Source organism: Marinobacterium mangrovicola, assembly GCF_004339595.1.
Classification (GTDB): Bacteria; Pseudomonadota; Gammaproteobacteria; order Pseudomonadales; family Balneatricaceae; genus Marinobacterium_D; species Marinobacterium_D mangrovicola.
The window spans coordinates 720,210-734,087 of the sequence record NZ_SMFU01000007.1; the positions used below are offsets into that span (position 1 = coordinate 720,210).

Consider the following 13,878-nt stretch of genomic DNA (forward strand, 5'->3'; position numbering starts at 1 on the left):
TCGCCCTTCGTATGTTATTTCCGCCACCCGTTTGTGTGTGAGGGGGGACCCTCGCGTCAGAGGAACTGGCGTTAGAGGGATGACAACCACCTCCAGGCCGGAATCGGTACCTCGACAGGAGATCTTGGGCCAGAGCCGCTCGACCGGTATCCGGAGCACAGGCGGGAGCGAAACTTTAATTGGTTTCCCTACAAATAAGAAAAAGGAAACCAAAGGAGGTGGGCCATGCGGTCCCAAATTCATGAGGGAGGGTTTCAGTGGCGAAAACTATCACTATTGCCATCACTGCTGTTCGCGTTACTGATGGCTGTTGCGATGCAGGCCAGTGCAACCTATCCCGTTCAAATTACCTTTACACTTGAGGGGTGCCGACTGGAAACCGGCGCTATTTACGACCAATCAACCTATACCTGTACCGATGAGGGATACACCACAGGTAACCTCGGCAAACAGTGGAACGAGTTGGACTATGTGCCTCACCGTGTAACGCTGCAAAACGGTAACGGCGCACAGACCTTCAATTTTTTGGTGTCAGGGGATTATAGGGACAATGGCGACAGCACAACAGGCTGGGACGATATCAGTGAGCTGACCCTCAATACTGATCTTTCAGATGCCACTTGTAACCCTGTTCAGCAGGGGATTCCAGTACTTACCCCGCCAGGAGGGGGCGCTGGTGGTGCATTCCAAACCATCTTCCGCGCCATCGAAGCAACCATGGCCCCGGATGAAACCTGTGTGTATGACTACGCTCAACGTTTGTCATTGGGGGCCAGTGAATTCACCGGTTCGTCTCTTCAGTCCAACCTCTGGAACGAGGATGCCGCAAGTTCAGGCATCGGTCAGAAACGTATCCAGTTGCCGGTGGCCGATATTCTGCCGCAGGAGCTGAGCAAGGATATGAGTGCTCAGCAGGATACCAACTACATCTGGAACCTGACCAAAACCGCCGATCCGAGCAACCTGCAGTTCCTCGACAGTTGTAAACGCGACGATCCGATGACCGAAACCTCTACCATCCGTATTGAATGGCAGAGACTGCCAGGCGAGCCAGGAATGGTGACGGTGATCACCAATATCTATGCACATAACCCGGCGCACCTGGATGTACATATTAGCGTTGAGGATAAGGTCTACGGTGATACGGGCGGCGGAGAAGTGTTACTCGATACAGCGAGTGCCAATGATGTGGTAGTGCCGGCCGGTACAACAAAACTGTTGCTGACTCATCAGTTCAGCGCACCGTCTAATGTGACTGGCCTGAACGACGTGGCCGTTGCGACCTATAAAATTGATGGCACGACGGTACCGGGTGATACCGATGCGACTGCCTCTACTGACGTTCAACCTAGCGGTAATTCCAACAACGAAACCGCTGTCATTACAGATGTGGAAGGCCCGATCACTGGACTTGGCTACAGCTTCTCGGTTGATTCCGTCGATGGTGACGGTACCTTCCAGGGCGGCTACCTGCTCGGTGACGAAGTTGTCGGTGCTGTGACCTGGGTATCCAGCGAACAGAGTGGCGATGGCTATGTCGAGTTTGAAAAGACCATCTATCTGGATGAACCACGAAATAGCAATGGTTCACTGCCGGATGTGGCTACACTCGTCTCCGGGGAGTATGAGGTCAGCAAGAATGCGGCAATCAACTTCTTCGATGCGCCGTTGGTTGATCTGACGATCAATAAGACGATCGACAAGGATATTCTGGGCGAGGGCGAGTCTGCCACCTTCTACTTCGATGTCTACGACTCAGAAGGGCTGGTTGCCGATGATGTCCTGATTACCATCGAGTCTGGCGAAACCAGTGGCTCTGCGGTCGTTGAGGGCCTGGAGCCGGGCGTTGAATACAGCGTCTATGAGGTTGATGGTAGCGATGGCTTCCTGCTGGATGCGGATGTCGAGGTGCTGACTATCGTACTGCCGCTTTGCGGTGGCGATGTTTCCTTCCAGAACGAAGCTCTGCCGGCTTCGGCTAAGGTGATCAAGGTCACCGTACCTGAAGGTTATGACCCGTCAGGCTTTGAATTCACGCTCACCGGACCAGGACTGCCGGTAGGTGGCGTTACTGCTGTGTCCAACGGAGATGGCGAAGCAGTATTCTTGGCTGACCTGTTTGAGGGTGTCTATGAAGTCACTGAGACTCCGAAGTTGGGATGGGAACTCACCGATATCATTGGCGACAGCGTTGATCTTGAAGCGGGCACCTGCAGCTTCGAGGTGGACCTGCCGGAAGATGCCGGTTATCAGTTCCTATGTACCTTCGAAAACACAGCATTGGCTACCATCATCATCACCAAGCGGGTTGAGGGCAATAACGCGCTCGATCTCAGCGGTAGCTTCAGCTTTGACAGCTCCGTGAGTGAATTCGATGACCTGTTGGCAGCCGAGTCCTGGAGCTTCGGCGATGTGGCCTCTGGCACAGAAACGTCGAACACCTTCGTCAACCTCTTCCCGGGCACCTATGATGTGACCGAGGCAACACCGCCGCTGCTGTGGGGCTTCACCGACGTGTTCTGTGACGACCCGACAGGCAACAGCAGCGTAAACGCCGATCCGAGTGTCAGGTTGGCAACGATCGAACTGGATCCGGGTGAAACCGTCGAGTGTACCTTCGTAAACACGAAACTGGCAGCTCCCGGTAACCTGATCATCTACAAGCGGACGCTTGGTGATTTAGGTAACTTCGGTTACACCAGTCCTGATCTACCGCTGCCAGCATTCGATGTTGCGACTCTGGCAGAGGATGTCTTCTACACGGAAGCAGATGCAACCTTCAACGGACTTGTATCAGGTATCTACCACGCCAGCGAGGTCGTACCGGCTGGCTGGGATCTGACCGGACTGTACTGTGAGGATGACACCACAGGCGTAACAGGTGGCAGCACCTCAGTGGATCTCGGCGCAGGAGAAGTCACGGTCAGCATCGATAATGGTGAAACCGTATCCTGCTATTACACCAACACCCGCAGGGGTTACATCCGGTTGCATAAGGAAACCATTCCGGATGGCGCAGAGGGTCTGTTCCACTTCGATGGCTACCTGAACGGTGATATAGGTGACGGCGGGTCTATCCCGGCTAGTGGTTACCAGGAAGTTCAGCCTAACGGCCTGTACACCAGCACAGAAATTGTGCCGGATGGCTGGGATCTGACGAATATCAGCTGTGTAGAGACCAAGGTTGAAAACACTGGCATCTACTATCAGACCTCGTCTGTCCAGTTCAACGTTCAGCCGGGTGAGTACATCGATTGTACTTTCACCAACACCAAACGTGGTGATGTCGATCTCATCAAGCTGGCCAATGGTGTGGAGACCAGTACTCCGTACAACTTCACTCTGGTTGGCCCGGGTGTGAATACGTCGGATAACACCACACCGGTCATCGACTTCGGTCACCCGGACCCTGCAGACATGTGGCTGCTGCCTAACGCAACCTACACGATCTGTGAGACTGGCATTCCGGCTGGCACCACCGCCTGGTGGTCTGCCAACGGTTCTCCGCTGGACTTCGTAGGTGGCACAGACGACCTGATCGACGACGGCCTGCTGCAGGTGTACAACCCGGATGATGATGGCACACCATCCTCTGAGGACCTCGGCAACCGTTGCGTCAACTTCCAGGTTGGCCCAGGCGTGTCCCTCAGCCTGCTGGTGGACAACCGGACGCCTCTGGGTGACGCACGTACCCCGGGTTACTGGAAAAACTGGAGCTACTGCAGCGGCGGTAACCAGTTTGCGAAAGCGACCGAGGAGTACCATGTGGATCCGTCCGGCCTGATCGATACACGGCACTACACGCTGGATGAGATCCTGACCACCGCCAAAGATCACGCACCGCCGATCTACGCCAACAGTGTCTATGACACCGGCGTATATATCGGGTTGCTGGCCCTGAACGGTGATCCAGATGGAGACGTCTATGACGGTACTGCCAATACCGACTGCGAAAATGCTGTACTGGTTCTGAATTCCGCAGACCAAGAGGCGACTCGCGGCGGTAAGGACAAGGCGGTCGGCCACTCCAACGATCCGGCCTATAAACTGGGTCGCTACCTGCTGGCGTACATCGCCAACCAGGCAGCGGGAGCCTACCAGTGCGATCTGGCGGCGGATGCTGCGGAAGCTGCACAGGATCTGCTCGTCGACCAAGGCTTTGACGGAACAGGGGACTACCTGACCAAGAAAAATGAAGAGGAAGCCGCGGCCAACGCGCTCTACTACCATGGCATACTTGGCCAATACGTAGAGAATGACCCGGCCCTCAACTGCGGTGTATTGCTGAATCCACCCTATAGCAACTAAGGAGTAACACTGAGTGAATCACGGCGGGCTTCGGCCCGCCGTTTTTCGTTTACTCGTTCGCTGGTGAATACCGTTGCTGGCTTTGACGTGGCTGGCACTCTGAACCTGTACAGCAACCTGCCGTGTCCCTAACCTGCGCAGTTGAACTCAGAACTGTCAGCTTTGGCTGCCAGACAATCACCGCTCTCGCACATCCTTGTGCTCCGCGGCATACGTACATCCTGTAGATAAAAAAAGCGACGGGAGTTTCCCGCCGCTTGTCTGCATCTGCCGTGACGCTCCGTTAAGCTCCCTGATCTCTCCCTTGCCAGCCCTGGCGAAACTCCTGACTCCTCAAGTTCCTGAACGCTTATTTCTTACGGCCGTTACCTTTGCCGCCACCGCTACTGGTATCGCCGGAGCTGCTGTCACCACTCAGCGATACGGTGACGTTTGCGCTGGCGGTCAGCGAACCGTCGCTGATTGTGTAGCTGAAGGTATCGAAGTTTTTGAAGTTCTTTGCCGGCGTGAAGGTCAGGGTGCCATCGGCATTGATCTTGACTGCACCTTTTCCGCCCTCGGCCACCGATACCACGCTCAGGTTATCGCCATCCGGGTCGGAATCGTTGCCGAGTACGGCGATCACCACAGGGCTGCTGCTGTCGGTACTGGCTCTGTCATCGGTTGCCACAGGCGCCTCGTTGGCTGAAACCGGGGCTGCAGCCACACTGACACTGACGGTGGCGCTGTCGCTACTCTGACCATCGCTAATGGTGTAGCTGAATGATTCGGTTCCGCTGAAACCGCTGGCCGGGGTGAATGTGATGCTGCCGTTGGCGTTGATGACCGCCGAGCCGTTAACGCCGCTGACTGAGGTGATGGTCAGAGTATCACCATCCGCATCGGTATCATTGGCCAGTACGTTAATGGTTACCGGCGTTTCATAGCTGGCACTGCTGTTATCGTTGACTGCGACGGGTGCAGTGTTGGTTTCAACCACAGGGTTGTCTACCACGTAGGTGACGTTACCGCTGGCGTTGTAGCTGCCTGAGGCTGCTGCTGCGCTGATGGTGTAAAAGCCATCGGAAGCACTGCTGCTTGAGGTCACGGTCAGTGTCGTGCTGAGACTGGCTCCGGGTGCCAGTGTCAGGGTGCTGTTACCCAGCACGCTGCTCCAGCCAGAAGGTACACCCTTACTCAAACTGAAACTGTTTGTGGCGCAGGCGCTGCTGTCACGGTTGGTCAGGGTCAGGGTATAGGTGACAGAGGTGCCGGCGGCGACCCACGCGCTCCCGCCCGGTGTCAGGCTGAGCCCCGGGTTGGCACGGCTGCAGGTGGCCACTGTGCCGTTTACCTGTACATTGATGCCGGCAGTTTCGCCGTCGACCCACTCGGTGGCCAGAGTCAGGTCTCCATCATTAAAGCTGGCCCCCACCTCCAGGGCCGGGTCTCGGGTGTCCGCATAACTTGACGCGCCGCTGCCTGGAGTCATGTCCAGCAGGTGGCTGGTGTTGCCGCGACTTTCGACACCGGTATGAACGACGATGCCATTCTGGACATTGGCGAAGCTCGAGAGCATATCGTCGTAGCCGATGGCATGGCGATACTCAAGGTAGTAGTAAAGTGGCAGACCGGTAGCGGCATCGGTACCGTTCTGGACCTTCAGTGCTTTTGCGGTTGAACCCTGCGTGGCTGCATAGGGCTCCAGGGAGTAGACGCCGCTCTCGGTGACGGTTTGGATATTGGTGTCATCCAGCCAGCCTAAACGCTCTTTCTGAAAGGCGGTGTAGTGGCTGGTGATATGCCCCATGATATCGGTGCTGTCGCCGTATTCGTCAGTTGAACAGCTGGATCCGGTGACGGCAGAACCACACTCCAGCGCGTGAGAGTGATAGAGGCCCAGGTTATGGCCGAGTTCATGCGCTACGGTGTAGAGACTCATGGAGCCGTTGATAACGGTGGTTGAGGGCCAGCCGCCGACAGAACCTACGCCGCTAAAGCCGCAATTTGAGCTGTAAGGCATGGCGTAGATCAGGCGCTTGTAGTTGGACAGGTTGTAGCCCGCTGCAGTAGCCGCATTGTCTGCCGCGTTAACAATAGCTGTGGTGTCGCAGCTTGCACCATTGATCGGTAGTGTAAGCCAGGGAGTAACATCACCAGTGAGCCAAGTCTGGCCGGATGAGTTTTCACGGATGAAGGCGTCCACCGATTCGAACACGGTGCTCTGTGCTTGTGCCTGGGTCCAAGGCTGGGTGCTATTGTCGGCAAAGTTGACGTTGATGACCAACGTGGGTTGTTCGCCGAAGGTCCAGCCGGCCTGAGCGGTGCCGCCCAGGTTGCCACCGGTGCTACTGCCAGCTGCCAGCATCAGGTTCTCTTCGCTGATGGCAAGATCACCATTGCTGCTATCGTCTTCATCCTCGGTTTCAAGCAGAACACCATATACGGTCGCCGCGGAGCCTTTGGACAGCTCTGGAGCTTGGCCGGCAAAGTGCATTTCGAATCGCTCGCCAAAGTCAGTGCTCAATACATGACGCAGGCGGTGGCTGCCATCTGCGTAATCTTCGTAAAAAACATCCAGCTCGCCGCTGAGCTCAAGTCTTTGTTCCAGCTTTTCCTCTACTTCGGCGGGCATTCCGGCTCGCTTTTCATTGGGGATAGCCACGCGAAGTACCTCGCCTGGGTTGGTTTTGATCAACTCAGACAAAAGTTGGCGGCGTTCCTCTGCTTTGGCGACAAGCTTTTCGAGTACGCGAGATTTGTCAGCACCTTTCGCCTTCTCCCACTGTTTTTGCAGTTCGACCAGCGCTTGGGTCTTTTCGTAGGCCCGTTGACGGGCCTGTTCAGCGGCCTCCGACACCTGGGCCGGCATATTCTGTGAGTGTCTGTGACCGTCAGCAGCAAAGGACGGTAATGCCACAGATGTAATGGCGGAGGACAGGGCTGTAACAGCGATGGAACGAACCAAGTTGGGTCCGGCTAGGCGCATAGATCTCTCCTGATACACAAAAATTCAGTAAAGATCCTCTAGCGGCATACCGGAGTGTCTCTACTTTGGCGGTCCGGCGATCCCCTGTGAAGTAAACGTTATGCTCGCTTCAGCTAGGGACCCGTAACTTTGCGCCACCCGATTACTCGGGATTAGCCTTTTCAGTAGAGGATCTAGTTCGTTAATTGTTTGTCGGGTTGTGTCTTATCGAGGTTGCACTTAAGTAATACTTGTAAGCTTGATATAACGTTTTTCGTTTTAGTTACATAAATCCACGAGTTTTTTAGACTGTAACTGGCAGTGCTCTGTGTTAACTGTTACCTGAATTTAACGTTGTTAACTTGAAGGGAATATTATCAATAGAAAGATGTAAGGTTAAGTATGCGGTTTTTTTGATAAAGTTCTGAGGCGTAAAATAAATTAAAGAGGTGGAACAATAAGTTAACATTTTAATTTTTATTACGTACAGTTGTTAAGATAATGATACAGCTACCCAAGTAGCAAGGAGGATAAAATGTTACAACTGTGGCTTTTGGACAACATCTAAGATGTTTTTTGTAAATATAATGTTACAAAATAGACAAAAAAATTTTCTTGTATTTTATTAAGAACTTTTTGTTATAAAAGATTATTAAATTATCAAAATTACAAAAGTGTATTAGAACGATATCACTTCTAATCTCGGGAGCGGCTGCGGGCCGTGTAGCTGGAAGTGTCAGGGTATTGTGGGTTGCACTGGGATGCACATAGGAATGACGGTTGGCCTTCCGCCGTTTCTGCCTCTCATTAGCGGGTATACGGCACTGTAATGGATTAATGACACAGGTTTTTTTGTGAAATTTCCTAAATATCAATCAATTACATCGCCAGCCTGAGTCTGAAATTTTTCAACTCTGTATCTCGCCGTTAACAGTACTGACTGTTAATTCCATCCGAATAATCAAAATAACCTTTCTAATCAAAAGCTTTGCAGAAATGGCTTAGTCGTTGCTCTTCATGTGTGAAGTAATGCGCTCACGGAATGAATCAGAGCTTCCTGTAACAGGAGGTGACATCAACACTTTCATCCCGCTAGTGCTTAAACGTATATCGGGGGCATTCGATGCAGCGGCAAGTGGTTAGACAAGATGCGAGCCATCTGACAGGGTCTCGTCCATTCATGCGCCTAGTTCGTACCGGCTTGCTTTGGGATCTGATTGGTTACGTACTGGTGCTTTCCCTCGTCGTTTATCTGTCTGCTGCTCATCTGGGTTTACTCAATGAGGTTTCAAAACCGTCGAAAACTGCTGATTTGGGTGTTCGTAATGGCGAATACTTTGAAACTCTAGCTGGAAATGAATCTGAAGCTCTAAAGGATCAGAAACAGCCTTTCAGCCGTGATACGGTCCAGCGAGCATACAGATCTGTAGACCGGGTAGCTCCTGATCTGCTGCTGGAGAGATTGGAGCTGTTACAGAGCAGGCCCGCTTGGACGCTTCTAGATATCGACGCTGCACAAGCTAAGCGCGATCTTTGGCAGCTAATAAGGGAAGGTGATGCCGCGTTACCTGCCATCGCACACTTTCTTGCCAGGGGGGCGGACGCTGATTTCACCAAGGGCGGAATAGACGATGAGGTGGGCTATCCATCTTTGCGCCTGGCCCTGTTTGCTGCGCTTGAGCGTATCGGTGGTCACCAGGTGGAGTCGATTCTTTATGAGGAGCTTCATAAAACCCAGCAGCCTACGGAAATTGAGGCTTTGGGATTCTATCTGAACGATGCATCGCCCGGTTTGTATGATCAGGATATCGTCCGTGCCGCTCGTGACGTTTTCTCAACGCTCGTTAATGAAGGCGGAGGCGACAGAGATACCGGCCCGCTGTTTCGCATCTTCAGCCAGTATGGTGATGCATCGATCTCCCGTGAACTTGAAGGCATCAATCAACTTAATTGGGGTAGATACGCGGCAATAACTCTTTCCGAACTTCCCGATGGGGGAGGAGTCCAGGCGTTATCGAACCGGGTATATGGGGCTGATAGGTCAGATGCGGGCGCCCAGTTCGCAATAAAAATATTGGCTCAGTCGTCTGAGTATCCTGCTGCTGCAAACGCACTGATCAATAGTGTGAGGGCAAGCCTTATACCTGACCGGCGTTGGTCCGAGCTGTCGCGGCTGATTGCCGGTACATACCATCTGCAACTTACTTCTTCAGACCTGGGATCAACAGCTTCCGATGATCGGGACATTCGTTCCCCTGTGCTCAAAACGAATCAGTATATCTCGCGTACTCCGGGTGGAGGGCAGGTGGTTTACGGTTTGGAATTCGCCTCGCCAGTGCTTGCTCCTGATCAGATTCTTCCGCGCATGGAGTTGATTGATCAGTTGCTATTTGAGGTGACCAGCCCAGTTGCGAAAAGGGAGCTGGAGAAAGCATACGAAACACTCTGGTTATTAAACCTTGAACAGGAGAAATAGCAGGGCAGGACGCTCAAGCGAAGCCGGCACGGCGCGACGTCGTCTGACGGTCGAATCAACAGCCTTAACTAATGGAGGGGCTGATTATGAACGTTAAGCACAAATGGAGAGGCGTCACGGCGTGTGTGCTAGGTGCCGCCTTATCTTTACCGCTTACGGCCGGAGCGGCATCGCTGACCGGCAGCAATTTTGAAATAGACACCGACGCGGACTTTATAGTCGATGACGGGGGGATCGACTGGGAAACTACCGTCGGAAATGGGCTACGCGTGGCAACTGACGAGCTGACTGGCTCCGGTGACGATTCATTCAAAGGGGGGACCAAAGAAGATACGGTCAATCCGGATACAACGACGGGTAGTATCCCAAACAACAAAAGCGACCTTCTTCATTTCGGTGGATACCAGGAGACCAATATTAACGGTGACTTCTTGCATCTGTTCTGGACACGTGTGCAGGATCCCTCCGGAACCACGTTGATGGACTTTGAGTTTAACGCGGGCAATACCCTGCATAACCCGACCTCAACGGGGGTTCAGTTCCCGGTACGTGAAAAAGGCGATGTATTGATTGAATACAAACTGGCTCAAGGAGGTATAACACCGGAGTTGTTCATGTACCTCTGGTTGGAGGAGGCCGCTGATGGTACCTGTGAAGCCAATAATAAATACCCCTGCTGGGGTGAGCAGGTAAACCTTAGTGCTGCTGGCATCGCGATTGGTTCAATCAATACAAGTATCGCTGATGGTGATGGAATTACGGCTCCACCTCCGGGGGACCCGACAGGCACACCCGTACTGATCGGTAGCTTTGACCCCTATACGTTCGGTGAAGCGAGTATCGACCTGAGTCAGCTGTTTCCCGAAGGTCAGTGTCGCTCCTTCGGTTATGCGCACCTGAAGAGCCGCTCCTCCGACTCTTTCACGGCGCAGATGAAGGACTTTATAGCGCCTATCAACGTGAATATCAGTAACTGCGCCAACATCAATATCAGTAAGACTGATGAAAACGGATCAACGGATGGGCAGGAGGGCGCTATCTTCCGTCTGTTCAATGATGATGGTGACACCTCTGGTGTTTACGATGATGCAACAGCGACTAACCCTGATACACGCGTAGCGGTACCTGGATCAGATCCAGTCAGCTACGTAGAAGACTGTACGACCGATTTACAGGGTGAGTGTAGCTGGACGAATATCTTTGCGGGCGACTACTGTATCGTTGAAATCCAAGCTCCCACGGGTTACTCAATTCCCGACGATCCGGATTACTACGTGTGTGACACCGTTACAGCTGACAATGACCTTAATCTTGATTTCGTCGATCCGGCCATACCGGCAACGATTAGTATCGATAAGAAAGATGAAACAGGGGCATTGTTAGGCGATGGATGGGTATTTACTCTGCATGAAGATGTCTCAGGGGTACCAGGTAGTGCGACTGCTTTCAGCTGCACGACGACAGCGGGCGAATGTACCATTATCGATATCCTGCCGGCTGGGACCTATTGTGTGGTCGAAACAACGAACCCGCTTCCCGCCATGTATGAAGATACGGATCCTCAGTGCGATATCGACGTCGCTCTGGACGCTGATCTTGAGCTCACCTTCGTCAACCCGCGGATTCCTGCCGATATTAACATCGACAAGAAAGATGATACTGGTGCACTGCTCGGTGATGGTTGGATCTTTACGCTGTATGAAGATGACGGCGATCTGGTATTCGAGGACGACGGCTCAGATACAGCAACAGCCTTCAGCTGCACTACAACTGCCGGTGAGTGTACTATCAGCAACATCCTGCCGGCCGGTAAATATTGCGTTGTCGAAACCACCAACCCACTGCCCACCATGTATGGCGATCCGACCAATGTGCCTGCATCGCCCTGCGTAGACCTGGCCTTGGGTGACAGTGTGGACTACACCTTCGTCAATCCCCGTATTCCGGGCAAGATCAACATAGATAAGAAAGATGAAACCGGGGCTCTGCTATCGGATGGCTGGGTATTTACCCTGCATGAAGATGATAACGGATCTGTTGGCACTGCCACTGCATTCAGCTGCACAACGACAGCAGGTGAATGTACCATTGAAAACATCTTGCCTGCCGGCACCTATTGCGTGGTAGAAACCACCAATCCAGAACCTGGTAAATACGGCGATGCCGATGATCAATGTGGCTTGGATGTGACCCTGGGTGGTGAGCTCGATCTCGTTTTCACTAACCCGCGTCTGCTCGGAGCAATCAAGATCACCAAAACCCGCAAGCATGCTGCTGATGGCTCAGGAGACCATCCGCATGCGGGCGTGACCTTTACGGTAACAGGTGGCGAACTGGCAGCAGGCGGTGTGGATCTTGTCACCGATGCCAATGGTGAAGCCTGCCTCGACTCACTTTTGGTCAGCAGCCTGGTAGGCGATTACACCGTAACGGAAACCGTACCTGCCGGCTATGCTGCGGATGGCGATGTAGCCAAGGATGTTACAGTGTCGGCTGTATCCACTTGCGGAGATGGAAGTGAAGCCGCTGTTAGCTTCAGTAACACTCCGCTGACTGACGTGACAGTTTCAGTCAACTCGCTGGTTGATGGAGGTACCGCTTCGACCATTACATGTACCGATGCAGAGGGCACTGTGTATAACGGATCAACAGGCGTAGACGGAGACGGCACTCTGACTGTCGAAGACCTGCTGCCGACCGACCCGATTGTCACGTTGACCTGCGAAATCACCATCGATCCGTGAGTTCGCAATTTCTTTAAAACAACATTAAAAGGGCGGGTATATCCCGCCCTTTCTGTTTTGCCGTTTACTGAGCGGTAACTTGAATGATGCCGCTGGTACTGACGTTATCAGCTCCATCACGCACCAGTATTTCTATCTCGTGTACACCCTGCTTTTTGGGTACGTTCCAACCGCAGTAGTAGAAGGGGGATGTAGTTCCCCAGTTCGGTGACGGACGAGTCGCAGAACACTCGGTACGACCATTAACGATGTAGTCCACCTGAACGATATTGGCGTTGTCCCAGACATGACCCTTAATCTGGGTATACCCGCCTTTGGCGATCGTGCCGCCGTCTTCGGGATAAACGACTCGCGCTGTAGGAGCGATGATGTCTTCGCTTGTCGGTACTAAATACCCCACCAGTGCGGCGGCAATATCTATATCGGTCTGCGATACGTAGCCATCTCCATCGAGGTCGAATCGACGCCATTCAAATACGTTGGCGTAGAGGTACGCTGGGTCACTGGGGTTCGGGCTGATCGCTTCCAGTGGAATACCGTTACCTTCCCCCAGATGTAAACCAATACGAGCCAAGTCAAGCTGGTCGACTGTCCCGTCATCGTTCACGTCTGCAGGGTAGCTATCTACCTCATCGTTAACGCCCAGGGTATTTGCCTGTGCTCGAAGGTAGTTTGGCCCCCAGAGTGTATCCATCTGGTAATCACCGTCGATATAGCCGATATAACGCACCAGGCTACCCATGGTGTGTTCAAGTGCATCGTTCCAGCCATCGTTATCGGCATCAGCATTTACGCAGCGGTTGTAGTAGTACTCGACCCAGTCATTTTCGCTGTGACCGTCAACAACAATGTTGTCGGCTGCCGTATCACCGATATTGGTGACGGTAATGGTGTAATTGATCCCTTCCTCTTTGTAATTAGGGAACATGCAGAGTTGGGATGTGTTACCAACGTTTGGCGCAACGACGGCTTTACCTGTCTGTTCTACATCAGAACTGGAGTAGTCGCGGTAAGGAACTGTGCTCGACAGTTCAAGTTCCGAGCCTTCCCAGGAGAGCTGCACGGTAATGGCCGCTGGGTGATAATTGCAGGCGGGGTATTTCGGTGTGAAGCTAAAACTCTCACCAGGCTGCAGGCTACCAAGAGCTTCCCAGATCAGGTGGTCATCTTCACCCAGGCAGCTGTTATCACCGGACAGGTTACGAAAGTTATAGTCCTCTGTCGCCAATGCCAGCGGACCGGAGTTGGTAACGGCGCTTTCTGTCGCTGTTGAGTTCTTGCCTTTGCCTGCTGGCTTTGCGGCCATCACATGAGATGACAGCATAAGCCCAAAGGCTGCAGAAATTGTGATGGCTACTTTTGGCAGTGCATGTGAAGCTTTATGAGATGCCATGAGGCCCTCC

General features: G+C 53.0%; 5 protein-coding genes and 1 riboswitch. Of the genes, 3 read left to right on the top strand and 2 right to left on the bottom strand.

What is annotated here, in order from left to right; genetic code table 11:
- Positions 1–225: 225 nt before the first annotated feature.
- Positions 226–4,308: an MSCRAMM family protein gene (locus CLV83_RS04280; protein WP_132287988.1), complete on the top strand. Its 4,083-nt coding sequence runs from the start codon at positions 226–228 to the stop codon at positions 4,306–4,308.
- Between the two features lie 349 nt (positions 4,309–4,657).
- Here the strand turns inward: CLV83_RS04280 and CLV83_RS04285 are convergent, their stop codons facing one another.
- Complete coding sequence (locus CLV83_RS04285; protein WP_132287991.1) at positions 4,658–7,276, bottom strand: Ig-like domain-containing protein; 2,619 nt, start codon at positions 7,274–7,276, stop codon at positions 4,658–4,660.
- Positions 7,277–7,340: 64 nt separating this feature from the next.
- A riboswitch (cyclic di-GMP riboswitch) is annotated at positions 7,341–7,444 on the bottom strand.
- Positions 7,445–8,435: 991 nt separating this feature from the next.
- On the opposite strand from CLV83_RS04285, the gene CLV83_RS04290 reads away from it, so the two are divergent.
- Positions 8,436–9,731, top strand: a complete 1,296-nt coding sequence (locus CLV83_RS04290; protein WP_132287994.1) for a hypothetical protein — start codon at positions 8,436–8,438, stop codon at positions 9,729–9,731.
- Between the two features lie 86 nt (positions 9,732–9,817).
- The gene (locus CLV83_RS04295; protein ID WP_132287997.1) at positions 9,818–12,475 is read left to right on the top strand and encodes an MSCRAMM family protein; all 2,658 of its coding nucleotides are present in this window, start codon (positions 9,818–9,820) and stop codon (positions 12,473–12,475) included.
- A gap of 64 nt (positions 12,476–12,539) precedes the next feature.
- Here the strand turns inward: CLV83_RS04295 and CLV83_RS04300 are convergent, their stop codons facing one another.
- Positions 12,540–13,868, bottom strand: a complete 1,329-nt coding sequence (locus CLV83_RS04300; protein WP_132288000.1) for an Ig-like domain-containing protein — start codon at positions 13,866–13,868, stop codon at positions 12,540–12,542.
- Positions 13,869–13,878: the final 10 nt, after the last annotated feature.